This window comes from Parafrankia sp. Ea1.12 (genome assembly GCF_900465275.1).
GTDB classification, from domain to species: Bacteria; Actinomycetota; Actinomycetes; order Frankiales; family Frankiaceae; genus Parafrankia; species Parafrankia soli.
The window spans coordinates 1-22575 of the sequence record NZ_UBIZ01000638.1 but is presented as its reverse complement, the minus strand read 5'-3'; the positions used below and the strand labels follow the sequence as shown (position 1 = coordinate 22575).

The 22575-nt window shown below is 72.9% G+C and carries 18 protein-coding genes and 2 tRNA genes; 6 read left to right on the top strand and 14 right to left on the bottom strand.

The genetic code is table 11. The features are described 5' to 3' along the window. The 9 genes from mreC to FMEAI12_RS34235 all read right to left on the bottom strand — a co-directional run. The coding region (gene mreC / locus FMEAI12_RS34275) for a rod shape-determining protein MreC (protein ID WP_112109223.1) at positions 1 to 843 on the bottom strand (843 nt) is incomplete at its 3' end. A 304-nt stretch (positions 844 to 1147) separates the two neighbouring features. Further along, complete coding sequence (locus tag FMEAI12_RS34270; RefSeq protein ID WP_020462738.1) at positions 1148 to 2179, bottom strand: rod shape-determining protein; 1032 nt, start codon at positions 2177 to 2179, stop codon at positions 1148 to 1150. Positions 2180 to 2712: 533 nt separating this feature from the next. Beyond that, entirely contained in the window at positions 2713 to 3126 is a 414-nt protein-coding gene (gene ndk, locus FMEAI12_RS34265; RefSeq protein ID WP_083390855.1) for a nucleoside-diphosphate kinase, read from the bottom strand. A 204-nt stretch (positions 3127 to 3330) separates the two neighbouring features. Continuing rightward, a complete protein-coding gene (locus tag FMEAI12_RS34260) occupies positions 3331 to 4680 on the bottom strand; it encodes a folylpolyglutamate synthase/dihydrofolate synthase family protein (RefSeq protein ID WP_041254813.1) in 1350 nt (449 codons plus the stop codon). Positions 4681 to 4792: 112 nt separating this feature from the next. Next, positions 4793 to 6085, bottom strand: a complete 1293-nt coding sequence (gene clpX / locus FMEAI12_RS34255; protein ID WP_020462740.1) for an ATP-dependent Clp protease ATP-binding subunit ClpX — start codon at positions 6083 to 6085, stop codon at positions 4793 to 4795. A gap of 425 nt (positions 6086 to 6510) precedes the next feature. Continuing rightward, entirely contained in the window at positions 6511 to 7155 is a 645-nt protein-coding gene (locus FMEAI12_RS34250; protein ID WP_018500228.1) for an ATP-dependent Clp protease proteolytic subunit, read from the bottom strand. A gap of 62 nt (positions 7156 to 7217) precedes the next feature. Then, complete coding sequence (locus FMEAI12_RS34245) at positions 7218 to 7859, bottom strand: ATP-dependent Clp protease proteolytic subunit (RefSeq protein ID WP_020462741.1); 642 nt, start codon at positions 7857 to 7859, stop codon at positions 7218 to 7220. 402 nt (positions 7860 to 8261) lie between these two features. Then, on the bottom strand, positions 8262 to 9767 hold the full coding sequence (tig, locus tag FMEAI12_RS34240; RefSeq protein WP_160144376.1) for a trigger factor: 1506 nt from the start codon (positions 9765 to 9767) through the stop codon (positions 8262 to 8264). Positions 9768 to 9822: 55 nt separating this feature from the next. Beyond that, positions 9823 to 9895, bottom strand: a tRNA-Pro gene (locus FMEAI12_RS34235). A gap of 48 nt (positions 9896 to 9943) precedes the next feature. Between FMEAI12_RS34235 and FMEAI12_RS34230 the strand changes: the two genes are divergently transcribed. After that, a tRNA-Gly gene (locus tag FMEAI12_RS34230) sits at positions 9944 to 10014 on the top strand. Positions 10015 to 10702: 688 nt separating this feature from the next. On the opposite strand, the gene FMEAI12_RS34225 is transcribed toward FMEAI12_RS34230, so the two are convergent. Next, complete coding sequence (locus FMEAI12_RS34225) at positions 10703 to 12667, bottom strand: glycoside hydrolase family 3 protein (protein WP_112109221.1); 1965 nt, start codon at positions 12665 to 12667, stop codon at positions 10703 to 10705. Between the two features lie 242 nt (positions 12668 to 12909). On the opposite strand from FMEAI12_RS34225, the gene FMEAI12_RS34220 reads away from it, so the two are divergent. Together FMEAI12_RS34220 and FMEAI12_RS34215 are read left to right on the top strand one after the other, a co-directional pair. Beyond that, on the top strand, positions 12910 to 14787 hold the full coding sequence (locus FMEAI12_RS34220; protein WP_112109220.1) for a class I SAM-dependent methyltransferase: 1878 nt from the start codon (positions 12910 to 12912) through the stop codon (positions 14785 to 14787). 272 nt (positions 14788 to 15059) lie between these two features. Next, on the top strand, positions 15060 to 15929 hold the full coding sequence (locus FMEAI12_RS34215) for a L,D-transpeptidase (RefSeq protein ID WP_235015036.1): 870 nt from the start codon (positions 15060 to 15062) through the stop codon (positions 15927 to 15929). 67 nt (positions 15930 to 15996) lie between these two features. On the opposite strand, the gene FMEAI12_RS34210 is transcribed toward FMEAI12_RS34215, so the two are convergent. Both FMEAI12_RS34210 and FMEAI12_RS34205 read right to left on the bottom strand, forming a co-directional pair. After that, positions 15997 to 17166 (bottom strand): M48 family metalloprotease, encoded by a 1170-nt coding sequence (locus FMEAI12_RS34210; RefSeq protein ID WP_112109219.1) that lies wholly within the window; start codon positions 17164 to 17166, stop codon positions 15997 to 15999. Between the two features lie 5 nt (positions 17167 to 17171). Beyond that, the gene (locus FMEAI12_RS34205; RefSeq protein ID WP_112109218.1) at positions 17172 to 17636 is read right to left on the bottom strand and encodes a BlaI/MecI/CopY family transcriptional regulator; all 465 of its coding nucleotides are present in this window, start codon (positions 17634 to 17636) and stop codon (positions 17172 to 17174) included. Positions 17637 to 17841: 205 nt separating this feature from the next. Between FMEAI12_RS34205 and FMEAI12_RS34200 the strand changes: the two genes are divergently transcribed. After that, complete coding sequence (locus FMEAI12_RS34200) at positions 17842 to 18249, top strand: molybdopterin-binding protein (protein ID WP_020462748.1); 408 nt, start codon at positions 17842 to 17844, stop codon at positions 18247 to 18249. An 83-nt stretch (positions 18250 to 18332) separates the two neighbouring features. On the opposite strand, the gene FMEAI12_RS34195 is transcribed toward FMEAI12_RS34200, so the two are convergent. Then, the gene (locus FMEAI12_RS34195) at positions 18333 to 19253 is read right to left on the bottom strand and encodes a tRNA-dihydrouridine synthase (RefSeq protein WP_235015037.1); all 921 of its coding nucleotides are present in this window, start codon (positions 19251 to 19253) and stop codon (positions 18333 to 18335) included. 140 nt (positions 19254 to 19393) lie between these two features. After that, entirely contained in the window at positions 19394 to 20809 is a 1416-nt protein-coding gene (locus tag FMEAI12_RS34190) for an MFS transporter (protein ID WP_235015034.1), read from the bottom strand. Positions 20810 to 21266: 457 nt separating this feature from the next. Between FMEAI12_RS34190 and FMEAI12_RS34185 the strand changes: the two genes are divergently transcribed. Both FMEAI12_RS34185 and FMEAI12_RS34180 read left to right on the top strand, forming a co-directional pair. Beyond that, positions 21267 to 21848, top strand: coding sequence for a TetR/AcrR family transcriptional regulator (locus FMEAI12_RS34185; protein WP_235015032.1), 582 nt, complete (start codon positions 21267 to 21269; stop codon positions 21846 to 21848). Between the two features lie 197 nt (positions 21849 to 22045). Beyond that, positions 22046 to 22411 (top strand): DUF962 domain-containing protein, encoded by a 366-nt coding sequence (locus tag FMEAI12_RS34180; RefSeq protein WP_235015031.1) that lies wholly within the window; start codon positions 22046 to 22048, stop codon positions 22409 to 22411. Positions 22412 to 22575: the final 164 nt, after the last annotated feature.

Genomic DNA, 22575 nt, shown 5'->3' with positions numbered 1-22575 from the left:
GGGCGGGAGGACCCGGTCACCCGGGTCCGCCGGTGGGCCGCCGATCACGACGCCGACCATGTCGAGCGTGCCGACGGAGACGAAGGGACGGACCTCCGCGGTGCGCGAGAGCCCGCCGACGTCCACCACCTTGGTCACCTCACCGATCGGTACGCCCGCCACATAGTCAAGACTACCGAACGTCACCAAACGGTCACCCTTTTTAACCTGGTACGAGGCGTCATAAAGAGTGAAGGTCAGCGAGCTCGGCCCCTGCCCGCCGGCCACCGCGCCGAGCAGCTGGGTCGTCTCCAGCCGGGCGCCGATCCGGCTGGTCGGGTCGCAGAGCAGTTTGATCACGGCGGTGCTGTCGGTCACCGAGGCGACCGTCCCGACCAGGCCCGACGCGTTCACGACCACCTTGTCGACGGCGAGGCCATCCCGGCGGCCGGCGTTGATCGTCACCGTCCAGTCCATCCCGGTGACGTCGCCGACCGCGATGACCCGGGCCGGGACGATCGTGTACTGGCCCTTGTCCGCGAGCAGGCGCAGGTCGGACAGATCCCCCGCCAGCCGGTCGATCTCGGCCCCGTCGGCGATCTGGCGCCGCAGCGCGGCGTTCTCCTCACCGAGCCGGTCGGCGCGGTCGTGGTAGCGGTTCGGGTGGGTCAGCGAGGAGACGGTGCGCCCCACCGGGCGGGTCACCGTCGTGACCGCGTTCTCCACGCCGCCGACCGCCGAGTGCAGCACCCCGCGCACCCCGGTCGCGGAGTCACCCGTCCGGTAGTCGAGCGTGATCAGCGTGAAGGCGAGGACGAGCAGCGCGGCGATGACGAGGCGGGAGCGCCTGGTGTCACGTCCCACGTCGGTCCTCCGTCACCGGTGCCGTCCTCCTGCCGTGTGGTCCGGATGGCTGCCGGCCCACGGTTGCCGCAAGGTTCCGGTGATGTTTCTACCGGGGCCGCGACAAGCCCTCGAGCCGGGGCCGGCCGGCCGCCCGGCCGCCGAAACGGCCGGACAAGCCTTGGCCGGCGCTGTCACAACACCCTCGACCGGCACTCTCACAACGCCCTCGACCGGCGCCGCCACGACACGCCGCGCCCGCGACCGTCGATCTTCCTGGTCGGACGAGCGGCGGGCCGGCTGGGTTCCCGGCCCCGGGCCGCGGTCAGCGTTTCGGTTCGGAGATCAGGACCTGCTGGAGCGCCTCGAACTCCTCGACGCACTTGCCCGATCCCATCGCCACCGAGTGCAGCGGGTTCTCCGCGATGTGGATCGGCATCCCGGTCTCGTGGCGCAGGCGCTCGTCGAGCCCGCGCAGCAGCGCCCCACCACCGGTCAGCACGATCCCGCGGTCCATGATGTCGCCGGAGAGCTCCGGAGGGCATCTGTCGAGGGTGACCTTCACGGCGTCGATCACCGCGTTCACCGGCTCCTCGATGGCCTTGCGGATCTCCTCGGCGGTCACCACGATCGTCTTGGGCAGGCCCGTGACGAGGTCACGGCCGCGGATCTCCGCGCTCGGCTCGTCCGGGATCTTGTGCGCCGAGCCGATGGCCATCTTGATCTCCTCGGCGGTCCGCTCGCCGAGCATCAGCGAGTACTCCTTCTTGACGTAGGAGATGATCGCCGTGTCGAGCTCGTCACCGGCCGTGCGGATCGACTGGCTGGTGACGATCCCACCGAGGGAGATGACCGCCACCTCGGTCGTGCCGCCGCCGATGTCGACGACCATGTTCCCGGTCGGCTCGTGGACGGGCAGGCCGGCACCGATCGCCGCCGCCATCGGTTCCTCGATGATGTAGACCTTGCGGGCCCCGGCCTGGTAGCCGGCGTCCTTGACGGCCCGCTGCTCCACCCCGGTGATACCGGACGGCACGCACACCACCAGCCGCGGCTTGGCGAAGTGCCGGCGGCGGTGCACCTTCTGGATGAAGTAGCGCAGCATCCGCTCGGTGGTCTCGAAGTCGGCGATCACGCCGTCCTTCAGCGGGCGGACGGCCACCACGTTGCCCGGGGTGCGCCCGATCATCCGCTTGGCGTCGGTGCCGACGGCGAGGATGCCCGAGGTGGTCGTATTGATCGCCACCACACTGGGCTCGTTGAGGACGATCCCCCTGCCGCGGACGTAGACGAGCGTGTTGGCGGTACCAAGGTCGACGGCCATGTCACGACCGAGGAATGACAGCGAACTGGACATCGTCGGGTGCCGGCCTTCCCGGGGGGCGCGAGGTGGGACGGGTCCGGGCGGCGCACGCGGGCGTCACCGACCGGCCCGTCTCCGACCAACGCGCGAAACGCGTACAGAGTTCGTCGAGCGGGCGGGACGGCCCGGATGCGCCGCGCGAGAACACGGTCACGGCGACCGCCTGAAAGGTCGTTCGCCGCAGCCCGCCGGACACGTTCCGGGCAGTTGAAAGCGTAGACCGCCCCCGGTGGGGTCGCCGCGCCGACCGGGAAGCGTGTCACCCCGCGCGTAGCGGGGCGTGCACGGCACGCCGGTCGGCGCCAGGCCATCCGGGACGGTTGCCGAGCGGGCGGCGCAGCGCCACCGATCGGGCGCCGGGCTCCGAGCGCAACCGCCCCGGATCGGTGACGAAACGCCCGCCGGGACGGCTCGCCCGGCCAGCGGCCTCACGGGGGTGCCACCGCGACGGGGCGCCGCGCGGCCGGCGGTTCACCCGCAACGGTGCCGCCGGCCACCCTCGGACGGGCCGGCCGGAGCCGGGTGGGTCAGCTCAGGCCGGGGAAGAAGAGGTCGATCTCGCGCTTGGCCGACTCGGGCGAGTCCGAACCGTGGATGAGGTTCTGGCCGATCTCGAGCGCGAAGTCACCGCGCAGCGACCCGGGAGCCGCCTTCACCGGGTCGGTGGCGCCGATCAGGCCGCGCAGCGCCTCGACCGCGCGGGGCCCCTCGACCACCAGCGCGACGAGCGGGCCGGAGGTGATGAACTCCACCAGCTCGCCGAAGAACGGCTTGCTGGCGTGCTCGCCGTAGTGGGTCTCGGCGACCGAGCGCTCAAGCGTGCGCAGCTCGAGTGCGACGATCTTCAGCCCCTTACGCTCGATGCGGCCGACGACCTCACCGACGAGGCCGCGGCTGACGCCATCGGGCTTGACCAGGATGAGGGTGCGCTCGGCGGACACGGGACTCCTTCGGAATCGTTTCGTCATCTTCGACGTGGTAGGGGCGCCCGGACCGCGTCTACGCGACACCGGTTGGCCCCTGGCAAACCTACAGGGTCGGCGTTCACCACCGGTCCGCGCAGTCCCCCGGACCACCCGTCAGAGCACCGCGCGGGCAACACCGGGATCACCAGGCACATCAGATCATCGCCGGCCGACGGACGGTCAGCGACGAAGCAGGTGCCGCGCCTCACCCACGGTCACCAGCGAGCCGGTGACCAGCACACCCGTGCCGCCCAGCTCGCCCTCCTCCTCCGCGAGCCGCACCGCGGCCTCGAGGGCGTCGTCCAGCCGTGGCGCCACCTCGACCCGGTCGGCATCGAAGACGTCCACCGCGATCGCGGCCAGGTCGTCCGCGCCCATCGCCCGCGGTGACGTGCTCTGGGTCACGACGACACTGCTGAGCACCGGTTCCAGGGCGGCGAGGATGCCCTCGGCGTCCTTGTCTCCGAGCACACCGACGACCCCGACGAGATTGTCGAAGCCGAAGGCCTCGTCGACCGCGGCCGCGAGGGCCTGCGCGCCGGCGACGTTGTGCGCGCCGTCCAGGACGATGGTCGGCGAGCGCCGCACGACCTCCAGCCGGCCGGGCGAGTCGGCCTGGGCGAACCCGGCGAGGACGGCGTCGGCGTCCAGCTGGCCCTGCCCGCCACCGAGGAACGCCTCGACGGCCGCCAGCGCGACGGCCGCGTTGTGCGCCTGGTGGATGCCGTGCAGCGGCAGGAAGACCTCCTCGTACGTCCCGCCTAGACCGCGCAGGGTCAGCACCTGGCCGCCCACCGCCACCCGCCGGCCGACGACGCCGAACTCCAGGCCCTCCCGCGCGACGGTGGCGCCGACCTCGGCGCTGCGCCGCAGCAGGACCTCGGCGGCGGGCAGCGACTGCTGCGCCAGCACCACCAGGGCGTCCGGCCGGATGATCCCCGCCTTCTCCGCCGCCACCGCCTCCACGGTGTCACCCAGCTCCGGATGATCGAGGGAGACCGGCGTGATCACCGCGACGCCCGCGTCGACCACGTTCGTCGCGTCCCAGGTGCCGCCCATGCCGACCTCGACGACCCCGGCGTCCACGGGCGAGTCGGAGAAGGCGGAGAACGCCATCGCGGTGAGCAGCTCGAAGAACGTGACCCGCTCGGGATGGCGGCTGTCGACGAGCTCCGCGTAGGGGATCACGTCGTCGTAGGCCCTGGCGAACACCTCAGCGTCGGCGGGCACGCCGTTGATGCTGATCCGCTCCGTGACGCTTTCCATGTGCGGGGAGGTGTACCGGCCCGGCCTCAGCCCGAAGCCCCGAAGCAGCGCGTCGATCATCCGCGCCGTGGACGTCTTGCCGTTCGTCCCGGTGATGTGGATGGAGGGGAAGGACCGCTCCGGGTGCCCCAGCAGGTCCACGAGATCCCGCATCCGGTCCAGGTCCGGGTGCATCCGGTGCGGGAACCGCCCGGCCAGTGCCTTCTCCACCCGGGCGAGCTCGGCCGCGTCGTCCGGCGTGCGCCCCGTGCGTGCGTCTGTCACGGAGCCGAGGTTATGGCATCGGGACGCCCGTTCCGAGGCCGCGGCCGGCACGGGCACCTCGCCGTCGCCGAGGCCACGGCGACCAGTGCCGGGGCGGCCGGCCGCGATCTCGTCAGGCGGACTTCTCCTGGCGCGGGCCGCGCTTCGACGCGGCGACGTCGCGTGGCACCAGGGTCGGGTTGACGTGCTCGAGCACGACCTCCCGGGTGATCACCGCGCGGGCGACGTCCTTACGGCTCGGGATGTCGTACATCACCGAGAGCAGGACCTCTTCCATGATCGCGCGCAGGCCGCGGGCGCCCGTCCCGCGCAGGATGGCCTGGTCCGCGATGGCCTCGAGTGCGTCGGTGGTGAAGTCGAGGTCGACGCCGTCCAGCTCGAACAGCCGCTTGTACTGGCGGACGAGCGCGTTCTTCGGCTCGGTGAGGATCCGGATGAGCGCCTCGCGGTCGAGGTTGGAGACGCTGGTGATGATCGGCAGTCGGCCGATGAACTCCGGGATCATTCCGTACTTGAGGAGGTCCTCCGGCATGATGTCGCCGAAGACGTTCGAGGCGTCCGGGTCGTCCTTGCCGTGCAGCACCGCGCGGAACCCCAGCGACTTCTTGCCGATGCGCGACTCGATGATGCGGTCCAGACCGGCGAAAGCCCCACCGACGATGAACAGGACGTTCGTCGTGTCGATCTGAATGAACTCCTGGTGCGGGTGCTTGCGGCCACCCTGCGGCGGGACGCTCGCCGTCGTTCCCTCGAGAATCTTCAGCAGCGCCTGCTGCACGCCCTCGCCGGAGACGTCCCGGGTGATGCTGGGGTTCTCCGACTTCCGGGCGATCTTGTCGACCTCATCGATGTAGATGATGCCGGTTTCGGCCTTCTTGACATCGTAGTCGGCGGCCTGGATGAGTTTGAGAAGAATGTTCTCGACATCCTCGCCGACATACCCGGCCTCGGTGAGCGCGGTCGCGTCGGCGATGGCGAACGGGACGTTCAGCATCCGGGCCAGCGTCTGCGCCAGCAGGGTCTTGCCGCACCCCGTGGGGCCCAGCAGCAGGATGTTGCTCTTCGCGAGCTCCACCTCGCCCTTGCCGGCGTCACCGCCGGAGGCACCGCCCGCCTGCACCCGCTTGTAATGGTTGTAGACGGCCACCGACAGCGTCTTCTTCGCCGCCTCCTGACCGACCACGTACCCGTCGAGGAACTCGTAGATCTCCCGGGGCTTCGGGAGCTCCTCCCACTTGAGCTCAGAGGACTCGGAGAGCTCCTCCTCGATGATCTCGTTGCAGAGATCGATGCACTCATCGCAGATGTAGACGCCGGGGCCGGCGATGAGCTTCTTCACCTGCTTCTGAGACTTACCGCAGAAGGAGCACTTGAGCAGGTCACCGCCATCACCGATGCGTGCCACCGAGGACTCAGTCCCTTCGTCCAGACGATGGTGTCGCCTGCGTGTCGGGGGCGGTGGGCACCGCCCGGTCGTCGCGTGTCTGCCTGTATCCGTCCCCGTGGGGACGGTACCCCGCGGGGGCGTCCGGTGAGAGCCCAATCGCTGGGCTCATACCGGTCAGCCTACGGTCATCGGACCCGTCCCCGCTCGTCCAGACGGCCCGTTCGGCACCACCGCCCGATCGGGCGTCCGGAAGGGGACGGGAGGATGCCAACCCGTCGCACCCGGCCCGCCACCGACGAGCCTCCCGCGTACCGCGCCACCACAGGGCCGCCGGGCCCGCGGCCCGGGTCCGACGGAGGAAGCGGCGCCCCGGAGGCGCCCACCGAGGCCGGCCCGGTGAGCCCCGCCGGGCCCGGGCACGGCGGGGCCGACTCGGCGCCGGCTCAGCGCGCCGAGGCGAGCCGCGAGGACTTCCGGGTCTTGATCACTTCATCGATGATGCCGTAGTCCTTGGCCTCGTCAGCGCTGAAGATCTTGTCGCGCTCGATGTCCTTGCGGACGGCCTCCTCGGTGCGCCCCGTGTGCTCGGCGAGCATGTGCTCCAGCAGCGACCGCATGCGCAGGATCTCGCGCGCCTGGATCTCGATGTCGCTGGACTGGCCCTCGCCCTGCGCCGACGGCTGGTGGATGAGGATGCGGCTGTTCTGCAGCGCGAACCGCTTGCCGGGGGTACCGGCCGCGAGCAGCACCGCCGCCGCGGACGCCGCCTGGCCCATGCAGATCGTCTGGATGTCGGGACGCACGAACTGCATGGTGTCGTAGATCGCGGTCAGCGACGTGAACGACCCACCGGGCGAGTTGATGTAGATCGAGATGTCGCGGTCCGGGTCCTCGGACTCGAGGAACAGCAGCTGCGCCATCACGTCGTTCGCCGACGTGTCATCGATCGGCGCGCCGAGGAAGACGATGCGCTCCTTCAGCAGCTTCGAGTACGGGTCCATCCCGTACTCACCGCGGGATGTCTTCTCGATGATGTTGGGGAGGACGTACCGGCTCTGCGTTCCGTAGTAGCCCTGTGGTCCGTGCATGGTGACTGCCTCCGAGGAGAGCGGGTGACGAGGGTCGGGACGGCTCGCTGCCGCGGCGGGCGTCAGCTCACCGGTCCTTCGCTGGGGACCTGGCGGGCCCGCTGGACGACGTGGTCGACGAAGCCGTAGTCCTTCGCCTCGTCCGCGGTGAACCAGCGGTCGCGGTCGGAGTCCCGCTCGATCTGCTCGACGGGCTGACCGGTGTGGAACGCGATGCGCTCCTGCATCATCCGCTTGGTGTAGAGCATCTGCTCCGCCTGGATCGCGATGTCGGACGCCGTTCCGCCGATGCCGCCGGAGGGCTGGTGCATCATGATCCGCGCGTGCGGCAGCGAGTAACGCTTGCCCGGCGCGCCCGCGCAGAGCAGGAACTGGCCCATCGACGCGGCGAGCCCCAGCGAAACCGTGGCGACGTCATTCTCGACGTACTGCATGGTGTCGTAGATCGCCATGCCGGCGCTGACCGAGCCGCCGGGCGAGTTGATGTAGAGGAAGATGTCCCGCTCGGGGTCCTCGGCGTTCAGCAGCAGGAGCTGCGCGCAGATCGCGTTGGCGATCGAGTCCTCCACCACCGAACCGAGGAAGATGATCCGCTCACGGAGGAGACGGTTGAAGACCTGCTCGTCGAAGCCGGGGCCATTCTGTCCCGGCGAGCGGAGACTCGGGCCCGGGACAGCCAGGCCAGGGGCGGCGATGTCACTCACGGTCGGATCCTCGGCTTCCTTCGGCGGCGTCTGATTGACCGGCTCGACACTATCTGTGACACGAGCCGGTTCCGGTGCTTCTCCTTCGATGTTCGCGCTCGGCGTGAGGCCGAGCCAGTCCGGCATCGATGTGCGTCGAGGGCCCGTGACCAGCCGCCGGCCCGGCCGCGCACCCGTCGTCACCGTGCCGGGCGACAGCGTGCCTCTCGGTGTCCATGCGTGGCACCGGACACGCCGACGGCCTCCGAAACTCGCGTTCCGGAGGCCGTCGGTCGAATCCACCCGCTGTGCCACGCACCGTGCCCCACGGCCGCCGCCCGGCGCCCGTGGCGCAGGGCGGCGTCGTCACAGGGGCGACCGCTGCTCGGCGGTCGTTACCTGGAGGTCGCTACCTGGCAGTCGTTACTTGGTCTCGGACGCGGGCGGCTCGGAGTCGCCCTCGCCGTCCGCGTCCGTGGCGGTGGCGGTGGCGGTGGCCTCGTCGCCGGCCGCGGCGGTGACCTCCGCCGAGGGAGCCGCCGCCGGGACCTCAAGCTCCTCGGCGTCCAGCTCGTCCGAGATGTCCCGGACGTCGTCCTCGGCCTCGCCCGACGGACGGCGCGGCAGGTTCAACTCCACCGCGTTACCCTCAGTGTCGACGACCTTCGCGTTCTCCAGCAGCAGGAACAGCGCCTTCGTGCGGAGGACATCCGCCATCAGGGCGGTCAGCCCCTCGCCCTGCGCGAGCTGCTGGGCGTACTGGTCAGGCTGCACACCGGCCCGCTGCGCGCGCATCAGGATCTGCTCCATCAGCTCACCCTGGTCAAGGCCGATCGACTCGGCGTCGATCACCGCGTCCAGGATGAACTGCGAGCGGATCGCCTTACCCGCCGAGCTGCGGACCTCGGCGTCGAACTCCTCCGCCGACTGGCCCAGCGTCTCCAGGTAGGTCGCCCGGTCCGTACCGATGTGCTCCAGCTCGTGCCCGAGGCGGTGCTCACGGGCCTCCAGCTCGCCGGCCAGCACCGAATCCGGCACCGGAACCTCGACCAGTTCGATCAGCTTGTCGAGCATCTTGTCGCGGGCCTCGCCCAGCTGCTCGACCTTCCGGTTCGACTCAAGCCTGGTCCGGACGTCGGCGCGCAGCTCCTCCAGCGTGTCGAACTCGCTGGCCGTCGTCGCGAAGTCGTCGTCGAGCTCCGGGAGCTCCTTCTCCTTCACGCCCCGCACCACAGCGGTGACCTGCGCCGTGCGGCCCGCGTACTCACCGGCGAGCAGCTCGGTGTCGAACGTGCGCTCATCGCCGTCCGACGCGCCGGTGATGGCCTCGTCGATCCCGTCGATCAGGTTCCCGCTGCCGACCTCGTACGACATGCCGGTCGCGGTCGCGTCCTCGATCGCCTCACCGTCGACCGACGCCGACAGGTCCAGCGAGACGAAGTCGCCCTCCTGGACCGGGCGCTCGACCGGCTTCAACACGGCGAACCGGTCACGCAGGTTCGTCAGATGCTCCTCGACCTGCTCATCGGTCACCGTCGCCGGCTCGACGACGAGCTCCAGCTCGCCGAACTCCGGCAGGGTCACCTCCGGGCGCACATCCATCTCGGCCGTGAAGACCAGCTGCACGCCATCGGCGAACTCGGTGATGTCCACCTCAGGCCGCGACAGGACGTCCACCTCTTCGGCCTGGACGGCCTCCGAGTAAAGGCGCGGCAGCGCCTCCTGGATCGCCTCGTCGAGGATCACACCGCGCCCCAGGCGCTGGTCCAGAATCCGCGGCGGGACCTTGCCCGGGCGGAATCCGGAGACGCGCACCTGGCGCGCCAGCTTGCGGTAGGTGGCATCGACGGACGGCTTGAGCTCGTCGAAGGGCACCTCGACGGTGAGCTTGACCCGGGTCGGGCTGAGGGTCTCCTTGGTGGCCTTCACGGCGCGGCGGTCTCCTGGTACGACGTTGGACGGGGTGACGCGCCGAGGGTATCGGTCGGGGCGGGGAGACTCGAACTCCCGATCTCCTGCACCCAAAGCAGGCGCGCTGGCCACTACGCTACGCCCCGAGGCGTTGCCCCCACATCCTACGGGGTAAGCTTCCCTCCATCACCTACGCGGGTGTAGCTCAATGGCAGAGCCCCAGCCTTCCAAGCTGGCCATGCCGGTTCGATCCCGGTCACCCGCTCGTCGATGGGTTTGCTGTGCCCAGGGAACCTGGGCCTGGTCGACTCGCCATGTCTGCCGGGGGGCGGTGCCCCCCGTGGCCCCCTCGGCGGGTGGGGTTCTGGGGGCGGCCTGCGGCCTGCGGTGACAGCCCCGACACCGGGCTGCGCCCCCAACCACCGGTTCCCGAGGGCAGCCCACGGCCTGCGGCGGCAACCCCGACACCGGGCTGCGCCCCCAACCACCGGTTCCCGAGGGCAGCCCACGGCCTGCGGCGACAGCCCCGACACCACGTGGCATCCCGGACACAGGTCCCGAGAGGTACCTGCGACAGCATCCCCGGCGCTATGCCACTCCCCCCGACCACCAGGGCGACTCCACCCCTGACCCCTTCCCCGGCACCCTTACCAGCCCCAGCATTGATGCGTGGCGGGTGAGTGAGTCCATGGACTCACTCACCCGCCACAGTTGTTTTCTAGCGCCCAGGTTGTGGTGGTTTGGGGTCCACGGTGGCGGCCCTGGCGCTGGGCAAAGTGCTATCAATCCCCGGCAGGAGCCCGGGCGGTAGGCCTCCGCCCGGGCTCCTGCCGGGCAACGTCGACGGGGCGCAGCGCCGACCCCGACCGGCGCGGACCACAGCCCACCACCTGCGGCGATGGGGCCCGGCGGCAGGCACGCCACCGACCACGGGTCGGGAGGAGCGGCCGAGGTCAGCAGGCGCGCGGGGTCGGTAGGCCTGCGCCGCGCGGCAACGCGGTGCCGGTCGCGGTTCGGGTGACGACCGGCAGCCGGCCGGAGGGTGGCACCGCGCCGGCCAGCACCGCCGCCAGCGCCTTCATCGACGCTGGGTCGCGTGAATAGCTCGCCAGCCACGCCCCTGCGGCCACCGGCGGACGGTAGGGCGTCCCGGTCGACACGACCACGGTCCGCCGATCGGTGACGGGCGGCGGCGAGTTCCCGACCAGCACCACCCGGACCACAGCCGTACCCGCTCCCGAGGCGCCCGCTGCGGGCGGCGCTGGCGGGCGGCCGGAGCCCTGGGCGGCCAACCGGGCGCCGATCCCCCGGGCACCCAGGGCGTCCACGAGCATCTTCGCGGCGCCTGACGGCCCGGAGACCTCCACCGCCGGCTGCGTCCCGCCCGCACCTGCGCCGGCGGTGCCGCGGCTGAGCGGGAGCAGGTCACACGTCGGCTGGTCAAGGAGCGTGATCGCCCGCTCGGCGATCGCGGCTGCGGTGGCCGCCGCCTCCTCAGGGGTTCGGGCCGCGGCGGGCTCGGTGTGCGCCAGCCTCCACTTCATCCTCAGGATTCGACGTACCGACGCGTCGATCCGCTCCGGAACGATCGCCCCGGAGCGCACAGCGGAAACCACAGCATCAAGCGCCTGCGCCAGGTCCGGCGGCATCAGCAGCATGTCGACGCCGGCCTGGACGGCTCGCACCGCCGCGCCGCCGGGCGTGTTGTGCTCGGTGATCGCGGCCATGTTCAGCGCGTCGGTGACGATGACGCCGTCGAAGCCGAGCTCGTGGCGCAGCAGGCCGTCGACCACCGGCTTCGACAGCGTCGCCGGCGCGGCCGGGTCGAGCGCGGGGACGTTCAGATGACCGACCATGACCATCGGTACGCCCGCGGCGATCGCCGCCCGGAACGGCGGCAGGTCGAGCGCCGTCAGCGCCGCCCGGTCTCTGGTGATCGTCGGCAGGTCGGCGTGGCTGTCGACGGACGTCGCGCCGTGCCCGGGAAAGTGTTTCGCGGCCGCGGCCACCCCGACCTGCCGGTATCCTTCGACCGCCGCCGCGGTGAACCGCCCGACCGCCGCAGGGTCGTCGCCGAAGGAGCGCTCACCGATCACGGGGTTCGCCGGGTCGCTGTTGACGTCCGCGTCCGGGGCGAAGTCGACGTTGATGCCCAGGGCGCGCAGGTCCGCGCCGGTGATCTGCGCGGCGTCCCGCGCGTCGGTGGGACGTCCCGTCGCGCCCTGTGCCATCTGGCCGGGCAGCAGGGTCACGCCGTCCCGGACGCGCAGCACCGTTCCCTGCTCCTGGTCCGCGGCGATCAGCAGCGGGATGCTGGCCGCCGCGCTCAGGTCCGCGGACAGCGTCTTGACCTGGTTCGGGTTGACGATGTTGTCCGGGAGCGCCCCCGGGCCCGTCCCGCCGGCGTCGAAGTAGATCACGCCGCCCAGGCCCCGTCTCGCGACGGCTTCGGCGGCCGTGTCCACACCGGACGTCCGCCGGTTCGCGGTGACAACGGCCGGGCTCCGGTCGGCGCCCGCGGTACCGAAGACGTATCCCATCATCATCTGGCCTACGCGCTGCTCCAGCGACAGGCCGGCCAGCGTGGACTCGACCCAGCTGTTCTCCTCGGCCGAACCGGCGCCGGGGCCGCTCCCCGCGCCGCCCGGGTCGGCGGCCGACAGCTCGTCGGCGCCGGTTTCCGGGCCCTCGGCGGGGTGCTCCGCGGTGCCGCGCCCGGATTCCGCGCCCGCCGCGCCGCCGCCCGGGTCCCCCGCCCTGGCGGAGCCGCCTGCGGTGTCGCCGTCGGCGAGGCTGAGCCGGTCCGCCATCGAGCCGCCCGCGTCGGTGCCGCGGACCGCCCAGGCGAACGCCGTGACACCGGCCAGCGCCGCCAGGACGACCGCGAGCGCCACCCCGACGACCCGCACACGCCGCATTGACCATCCCCTCGCCCGCGAGTCGCCCGATCCGTCTCCTCGCACCGTCTGTGACCTCACCTGCCCGGACCGGACCGCTCGGAACCGGCCGGGAACCGAAACCAGCCGGCAACGGGAGCGAACCGTACACACCATCATGGATCGCCAAGCGGGGTGGGGTGGGCGCGGAGCGGAGCGCACGGGGACGTACGTTGCGAGGTGACCGTCGCGGCGCCTCCGGAGGTGCCAAGACAGGAGGCGTCATGAACCGTCGAGCACTGTTGCCGGTCGCCGCATGCGCGGGCGTCGGGATCAACGGCCTGCGGCTGCGCGCACGGATGCGGGAACTCGCCGTCATCGCACCGGCCGACGAGCCGGTACACCCCTCGCACGTCTTTCTGCTGGCGGACGGCGTCCGCCTCGACGAGCCGGCCCGGCGGGCGGCGAGCGCGCACGCGCTGCGGGAGGGCCTCACCGTCCTGGACCTCGTGCCGGCCCAGCTGCCCGCGCACGAACTGCTCGACCTCGCGCGGCTGGTCGATCCGGCGCGTTACCGCACCCAGCGGCTGGAACGGGGGCGCGGAGCCTTCCGTGCGCTGCTGGTCGACCGGGACGTCCTGGAGCGCACCGGGCTCGACCTGAAGGACCCGAGCCGCGTCGACCTGGTCGCGGCGACGGCGGCCCTCAAGCTGCTCGCGCCCGCGTCGACGGATCTGGCGATCCTGCCGGGCCTCACCACCGCGGACGGCTTCACACCCGCGGACGGCGGGCCGCCGACCGGGTCGGCGGACGGGTCGGACCGGGTCGCGGTGCAGTTCGCCGCTCGCCCGTGGGAGCCCGGCCAACCGTTCTTCCCTCTCGCCCGCGACCTCGCGGTGGCCGCCGGGGCCACCGCGGCCCCGGGCTGGGCGCTCGGCGCGGCGGTGCTGTCGTGGCTGCAGCCGTTGGTCGTCGGAGCCGGGCGCATCCGGGTACCCGCCACCGACCTCGTCCGCAGCCCGCTGACCCGCCGGCGGCCCGCGCTGCGGACCCTCGCGTCGGCGGTCGGCGGCGCGGTGACGGGCTCGGGCGTGGACCTGCCCAGGCCGGGGCCGCCCGCCCCCGAGCCCGCCGTGCTGGCCGCGAAGCGGCATGAGTACGCCGCCGACCTGGCCGCCGGCATCGACCGGTTCCTGGAGCCGGCCACGACGAGCTGCCCCTGGTGCGGCGGCACGGACCTCTCGCTGGCCCTGCGCGGCGCGGACGCCATCCAGGTCAAGCCGGGGGTGTTCCGGTACGACCGCTGCGGCGGCTGCGGCCACGTTTTCCAGAACCCGCGGCTGACCCTCGACGGCCTCGACTTCTACTACCGGGACACCTACTCCGGCCTGGGCTCCGGGCTGACCGAGGAGCTCTTCCGCCGCAACACCGACAGCTACCTGGAACGGGCGCGGATCGACATACCCACGCCACGGCGCTGGCTGGACGTCGGCGGCGGGTTCGGGCACTTCTGCGCCGCCGCACGCGAGGTGTGGCCGACGACCTCGTTCGACGGTCTGGACATCGGCGCGGCCATAGGCGAGGCGGAGCGCCGGGGCTGGGTCGACCAGGCCTACCGGGGGCTGCTGCCCGACCTCGCCGGGACGATGAGCGGGCGCTACGACGTCGTGAGCATGTTCCACTACCTCGAACACACCCGGGACCCGCGGGCCGAGCTGCGCGCCGCCGCCGAGGTCCTCGCCCCGGGCGGCCACCTGCTCATCGAGGTGCCGAACGCGCAGAGCCCGGCCGCCCGGTGGTACGGGACGTACTGGCCGGGCTGGTTCGTGCCGCAGCACCAGCATCTCGTCCCGGCCGACAACCTGACGGCCGCCCTCGGCGAGGTCGGCCTCGAGGTGCTGGACGTGCGCTTCGGCGAGACGCACCAGCGCGGGGACGCCCCGGTGGTCTTCTGGGGGATGTGGCAGCGCGCGACACCGTCACCGGCCGTCCCGTGGCGCGAGGTCAGCCGGCCCGGCCTGGCCCGCGGCCGGCGCGCCCTCGTCGGCGCGGCGGTGTTCACCGCGATGCCGGCGGCGATCGCGTGGGACATGGCGAGCCGGCCGTACCTCACCACCGGTAGGCGCTCGAACGCCTACCGGATCCTGGCCCGCCTGCCCTGAGCCGCCTGCCCTGCTGCCGGACGGGCGCTGATGCCCCGCCCGGCAGCAGGGCCCGGCGACGATGGCTGCGGCGCGGTTCATCCGCCGGGCTGGCGTTCGCATGATCCCCCCTCCCTTTCATTACTCTGAGCGACGACAGTGGCCGCAGGGTAGCGAGGTGGCTGCCAGGGGGACAGACGATCTCCGCGCTCGTGGTCCCGCCGGACCACCCGGCCCAGCCGCGGCCGTGACGCCGGCACGGCAAGGCACGCGTCTCGGGGGGTGTGGGGGGCATGACTGGAAGGATGCGGCGGGGACAGCAGGACACCGCTGGCCGGCGGCGTGGGCCGGCAGCGGCCACCGCTGTCCTGCTGTCCGCGATGGTGGGCATGACGCTGCTCGCCGGCTGCGGCGGGTCCGGTCGGAGTCCCGCACCGGATCCCGGCCCGCGCCCCCACCCGGCGCGCGGGCCGACCGAAGGGCTCGCGCCGGGCGCCGGCGGCGCGACGCCCCGCGAGGACGGCACGCCCGCCGGCGACGGCGCCGAGCTGGCTCTGCCCGCCGGCTGGAGCTGGGTCGCGCACGCGGACGTCCCCCAGATCAAGATCTTCGGGCGGCCCGGCGACGACGAGCCACGCTGGACGTTGGCGAGCCCGAACCCCCGCGGTGTTCCGCTGCTCTTCGGCGTCGAGGAGCGGCAGCCCGCCTGGCTGCGGGTCAAGGTTCCCGTCCGGCCGAACGGCAGCGTGGGATGGGTTCGCACGGCGGACACGACGATCTCGACCACGCCGTTCGAGCTGCTCGTCGACCGCTCGGAGCACCAGCTGACGATCTTTCGCGACAACACGGTGGTCACGAAGCTGCCGGTCGGGATCGGTACCGGGGCGACCCCCACCCCGACCGGCACGTTCTACCTGACCGAGCTGTTGCGCCCGGGCGACCCGAACGGCCCCTGGGGGCCGTTCGCCTTCGGCCTGTCCGGGTTCTCCGACGTGATCACCCAGTTCAACGGCGCCGAGGGCATCATCGGCCTGCACGGCACCAACCGCCCGGACCTGGTCGGCTCGGACGTGAGTATGGGATGCGTCCGGCTGCGCAACGCCGACCTGCTCCGGCTGGTGGACGTCGTCCCGCTCGGCACCCCGATCACGATCGTCGGGTGAGCCGACGGGCGCGGGCCCTCGCCGAGCCCTCGTCCGAGGGCGGCCGATCAGGGTTCGGGGCGGCTGTTCAGGATTCGGCGATGGCGAACACGCGGCGGTAGGGCAGGTCGAGCAACGCCTCGACGGCGACACCGCACGACGCGGCGGCGAGGGCCGCCGGCAGGGCCACCAGCAGCAGCCCGTGGTTGCCCCGCAGCGGCGCGTCGAGCAGGGCCGCGATCCGGCGTGGCACCGGCCCGGGCCGGGGACCGCGGCCGGGCGCGCCGGCCCGCAGCATCGCCGGCGGGACGGCCTCGGCCCGCTGGCGCCGACTGCGGGCGAGGCCCCTGCGCTTGGAGTGCCGGGCTGGCGGGGCGGGCTGAGCGTGCGGGGCGGACTGAGCGTGCCGGGCGCGCTCGCCGCGGACGAGGTCGTGGCAGGGCTCGCCTGGCCACCCGGGGCCGCGCACGATCCGCTGGAGCGTGGACGGGACCCGCCGCCCGATCCGTGAACTTCCCGTCCCGGCGGCCGCCGAATGCCGGTCGGCCTGTTCCGTCGCGGCGAGCGCGGCTGTTCCGACGACGTGGGCGACCGACCGGCGGTCGCCGACCTCCTGTGCCGCCTGCTCGTCCGCCCAGCGCTCGATCACGTAGTCGATCAGGGTGACCATGGGGCGCAACGCTGGGAGGGCAGCGGCCGCGAGGCGCGCGGTGAACGCGAAGCGGTGGTGCCGGCCGGCCAGGTGCGCCCGCTCGTGAGCGAGGAGCGCCTGGTGGCGGCCGTCACCGAGCGCCGTGAGCATTCCCTCCGTGACGACGATCCGCCCCGGCGCGCCGGGAAGCGCGAAGGCGTCCGGACGGCCGTCGGGGATCACCACCACCTCGCCGGTTCCCGGCAGCGCCGCCGCCTCCGTGCGGGCCGCGCGCAGGGAGTCGTACTGGCGCCGCCCGGTCACCGCCACCGAGGTGATCACGGCCGCGCCGAGCGCCAGGCACATCCACGACGCCCACAGCGGTGCCACGGCGATCTGCCAGGAGCGCGCCACCGCGCGCAGGTCGGGGGCGAACCCGATCAGGCCCGCCGCCGCGGGCATCCCGAACGCGAGCAGGCTCGCGGCGCTGGCCAGCGCGAACAGGACCGCGGCGGCGGTGAACCCGAGCACCGCAACCCGCGGGGGCAGCCGATCGACCAGGATGCGGCTCGTCACCACACCCGCCGCGGGCGCCAGGACGAGGGATACGAGCAGTTGGTCGACCACCGGGCTCAGCCCTGCCGGCGCGACTCGGAGCCGCGCCCGTGCTCACCGTGCTCACCGTGCTCGGCGGGGGCCGGCGCGGAGGCGAGAAGATCGCGGACGAGCGCCTCGTCGGTGGGCGAGAGCGCGGCGATGAAGTGCGTCAGGGCGCGGCGGTGATCGGCCTGCCCGGCGAGAAGCCGGTTCATCCGCCACGCGACGAGCGTGGCTGGATCCCCCGGCGCGGAGTAGACATAGCCCCGCCCGTGCCGCCGACGGGTGACCACACCCTTGGTGTGCAGGCGGGTGAGAGTGGTGACCACCGCGCTGTAGGACAGCCTCGCGGTGGCAGGAAGAAGATCGCGGACCTCACCCGGCGAGAGCTCCCCGGAGCGGTGCAGCACACCGAGCACCTCTTCCTCCAGCGACCCGGGTGGACGCCGCCGCGCGGCAGGCACCGCCTCGGGCTCCGGCTCCTCCGAACCCTCGTCCATCACACCGGCCCCCCGGCAGCTTCCGCGGCCCCGGGACCAGCCCGTCCGCACCCCGCCTCACGCGGACCACGATACGAGGCGGCCGGCCCCGGCCGGCTCCCGTCATGAGACGGAACACCACGGGGCCACGCCGCGCTCCCCCGACGGGGATCGGGCCGCGACCGGCCGCGACGCCACCGACAGCGGGGCCGGATATGGTGCCGGCATGTCGACCTTCAGGATCAGCGAGGTCGCCGGACTGCTCGGCGTCAGCGACGACACCGTGCGTCGCTGGGCCGACGGCGGCCGGCTACCGACGGTGCGTGACGGAGCGGGCCGGCAGGCCGTCGAGGGAGCCGTGCTCGCGCAGTTCGCGATCGACATCGCCGGCGAGCTGCCGCTGACCCCACCGGCGATCGTCGGCGCCTCGGCGCGCAACCGCTTTCCCGGCATCGTGACGCGGGTGCGCCGCGACGACGTGATGGCCCAGGTGGAGATCCAGTCGGGGCGGCACCGCGTGGTCTCGCTGATGAGCCGCGAGGCCGCGGACGAGCTGGGCCTGGAGCCCGGCGTGCTCGCCGTGGGCACCGTGAAGGCGACGAACGTGGTGATCGAGCTTCCCGAGCGGCACTGACGGCCTGCACGGGCTCACCTGCACGGGGCTCAGCCGCCTCGGCGGCGCCTTTCGCGCGGCGCTGGCGGCCGCGCTCCAGTCGCTCAGCCGACCCCGGCGCTCGTGTCTGCCATGCTCCCGGCGTCGATCCAGTCGCTGAGGATGTCACCGAAGACCGTCGGGTCCTCGCCCCGGTTCCAGAAGGCCGTCGCCCCCTGGACCGCTCGGGCGCCGGCGGCCAGGTAGTCGGCGACGTCCCGGCCGCCCAGCACGCCGCCGACGCCGACGACGTCCACCTGCTCGGGCAGGAGGGCACGGAGCTGGCGCACCTGGCCGAGGCCCACCGGCTTGAGCGCGGCTCCACTCAGCCCGGCGAGGGCCACGTCGAGGACGGGGCGCCGTCGGTCGTCGAGGACCAGGGCGTTCGGGAAGGTGTTGACGGCCGTGACGAACCTCGGCCCGCCGTCGGCCTCCGATCGGCGGCCGAGCAGCGCGGCCAGATCCGCCAGGGCCTCGGGATCGGAGAACGGCGAGACCTTGACCCCGTACGCGGGCGCGCGCCGGTGGCCGGGGCCTGCCCGGCCGGCGGCGAGGGCGGCCTCGACCTGGGCGCAGATCGCGTCGGTCTGACCGGGGTCGAAGCAGGCGATGCGCTTCTGCGAGCCGCCGTCCCACACGTTCGGGCATCCGAGGTTGAGCTCGATCAGGTCCGCACCGGTGTCCGCGGCGACACGGGCCAGCGTCGCGTACTCCTCGGCGGCGAACCCGGCCACGCTGACCACCAGCGGCTTGCCGTACCCGTGAGCGATGTCGGCCATCGCCGGGAGCTGTTCGGCGTAGTACCCGATCCCCCGGTTGGGCAGGCCGAGCGCGTTGAGCGAGTAGGAGCCGCCGGACCAGTAGACCTCGCCGCCGTTGCCGGTGCGGGCGTCTCGCGTGATCGAGCCGACGACGACCGCGGCGACGGCTCCGCGGGCGAGGGCGGTGACGTCCTCGACGGTCTTGCAGGTGCCCGCGGCGTTCATGATCGGGTGTTCGAGCGCGATCCCGGCGAGCGTGACCCCGCCCCCCGGCGGCGCCTCGCCCGTCACGCCGCGCCGCCGGTCACCGGGATGAGCCCCTCGCTGCCTGCCACGCGGCCAGCGTAACGGCCAGCGCACCCCCCTTACCGGGTGATCAGGTGGCTGGCGAGCGCCCCGCCGGCGGGTCCCGTGCTCGCCGCCGGCACGGCCCCCGCCGGCACGGCCCCGGACGGCACGGCGGCGGGCACCACGGTCCCCCGCACCCTGCGCCACAGCCACGGCAGCGAACCGGCGACCGCGAGCGCCGCGACGGCCGTCAGCACGAACGGGAGGTGTGCGTTCGCCGCGTACAGGGCGCCCGACGTCAGCGCCGCCCCGGCCGTCGCGGCGGTCTGGGTCGTCGTGAACAGGCCCTGCGCCCGCCCGGCACCACCGGGCCCGGACTCCTGCGCCAGCAGCGACTGGGCGGATGGGAAGCTCACGGCCAGCGCGATCGCCTCGGCACAGCTCACGAGGACGATCAGCCAGAACGACCCGATGAACGAGTAGGTGGCGACGGTGACACCCGTCGTGGCCGTGGCCGCCACCACCAGCCATCGGCGGTCGTTGTGGTCGGCGAGCCAGCCCGCGGGCATGGCGCAGACGATGTAGGGCAGCGAGAACAGAGTGAAACTGAGCCCGACCAGCTCCGTCGAGATGCCCCGGTCGGTCAGCAGGAGGCTCCAGCAGGTCTCGTAGGTCCCGACGGCCAGGCCGTTCACCGCGGCGACCAGCAGCAGCCCCTCGATCCCTGGCCCCACCACGGCGAGGGGTGACCATGTTCGCCGCCGGGACGCCCACGCGGGAGCCCGCCGGCCGGCATGACCAGGGGAACCGTCGCGGTGCACGGCGACTGCCGCCACGGCCGCGACCGCCTCCGCGCCGCCCGCCCGCCCACCGGGGACGCCCGCACCCCCACCCGCGGTGGGACCGACAGCGGAGGCGTCGGAGCCGGTGGAGGCCACAGACAGCGCCGGCGCGTGACCGGGGCCGTCCGGCCGGAGCAGGACGAGCACCGGGACGGAGGCGACCGCCGCGGCCACCCCTGCGCCCAGGAAGAGCAGGTCCATCCGCTGCTCGCCAGCCAGCCCGCCGAGCAGCGGACCGATGGCGGTGCCGGCGATCTGACCGGTGTAGACGGCGCTGACGGCCCGGCCGGTGAGGTCCGGCGGCACGGTCGCGGCGATCGCGGTGAGCACGGCCACCTCGAACGCCCCGGCCCCGGCCCCCTGCAGCACCCGCATCGCCGTGTCACACATGATCCCCGGTGAGACGATCAGCCCGGCGCACCCCACGGCGTAGGCGACGAGCCCCGCGACCAGCACCGGGCGGTGCCCCCGCGTCGTGGTGGCCAGGCCCGCGGGGTACTGGGAGAGCAGCGCGCCGAGGAAGAACGCGGCCATGACCACGCCGACCCCGCCGGCGGAGACGTCCCGTTCCTCCAGGTAGAGCGGGAGGATCGGCGCGATCGCGAACGCCCCGAGCCACTGCAGCAGCGTGGCCGTGCCGAGGGCGACCACCAGACGTCCGACGGCGCCGTGGGTCAGCGAGGCGGCCTGTGGCCCGCCCGGACCGGTTCCCGCGGATGGCCCTGCTGACCCTCGTGGCCCGTCCGGCCCTCGTGGCCCACCCGGCATGCCTGGCCCCGCGCCGCCCGCGGGCTCGGTTCGGTCCGCGGGCTCGGTTCGGTGTTCTCGGCCGGGCCACGGCCGACTGGATGGTCCCGCGCTTCCCGTTGCTCTTCGCATAGCTCCGTCGCCCCCGTCGGCGCGCGTCCGAACCGCCTCGAGCGCCTGGCTCGGGCTGACGCGCTTCCGGGTCCTCCGCCCGGTTCGTCCCGTCGAAGTACTACCGTCCGTCCGGACGGTCGGTCAACCCGGTAGCATAGGCAGCGCGGTGCGAAGTGCCAGGTGGGCCGGTCAGTGCGGCACAATGGCGCTCGTGCCCGCCTCGGACCCGGCTGCGACGCGACAACGGTTGCTGGACGCGGCTTGGCGTGTCCTCACCCGGCACGGCAGTCAGGCACTCAGCCTGGACGCCGTCGCCCGCGAGGCGGCGGTCTCCAAGGGCGGCCTCTTACACCACTTTCCGACGCGGGCGTCGCTCATCGACGCGCTCTACGACCGGTGGAACGACGAGTTCGAGTCGGAGGTCACCGCCCGGGCGGTGCTGGACGACCGGCCCGGCGGCTGGGCACGTGCCTACCTGGACGCCACGACGGCGGCCGGCGTCCAGCCTCGGGACAGCACGGCCGAGGTCGGGTTCCTGGCCGCCCTCATCGCCGATCCCGAGCGGTTGCAACGCTTCCGCCAGCGATACGAGCACTGGCAGAACCGCCTCGTCCAGGACCGCATCGACCCGGCGGCCGCGACGCTGATCCGCATGGCGGCCGACGGGATGTGGCTGGCCGAGCTGCTCGGGCTTGCCCCGCCGACCGGGGAGCTGCGCCGCCAGATGCTCGAGGCTCTGCGCGCGATGGCCACCCCGGGCGGGCCGGCCCCCGCCCCCGGGACGCCCGCGCTCGGGCCGAGCACGGCCGCGGAGCAGGCCGCCCGCTGATCCCCGCCGCCGCCCGCCGTGCCGGACGTAGGCGACCCACCAGCTCGGCTGGAGCTGCCCGCCCTCGTCGTCGATGATGTTCGGGGACGAGACGAAGCGAGGGGGCGTCCATGACGACTGCCGACTCACCACTCGGCGGCAGGCCGGCCGCGCCAGCACCCGGGCCCTTCCGGGAACCCCTGGCTTCCAGGGGGCCCGTGACTTCCCGGGAGCCTGAGCCGCCGCCGGCGTCCGCGCCGTTCGCCGAGAAGATGGCCTATTACCGGTCCCAGCACACCACGCGGGGAATCCGGGCAACTCATCTCGTGGGTATCCCCGGCGTGGCCTTCTCCCTGCCGCTGCTCGTCGGCCGGCCCAAGGTGGGCCTGCCGATGTTCGTGGCGAGCTGGGCACTGCAGGTCGCCGGGCACTCGGTCTTCGAGCAGAACAGCCCCACGCTGACCAAGGGCTTCGTCACCTACCAGCTGTGCGGGCTGGCGTTCTGGTGCGAGGAAGTCGCCGATCTGCTCGCCGGGCGCGGCCTGGGCGGCCAGACCCGCCCGCCACGCCGCTCCCGGACCTAGGCCCCGGACCCTGCGGGATCGGCCCAGCGGGACGCGCCTAGTGGTCGTCGCCGTTAGTTCGTCGGTTATGCGGCGAGGCTGAGGCGGTTGGCGGTCTTGAGGAGATCGGCGCGGGTGTACTTCCAGCCGAACGGGGCCGCGGTCTGGTTGTAGAGGTCCTGGAA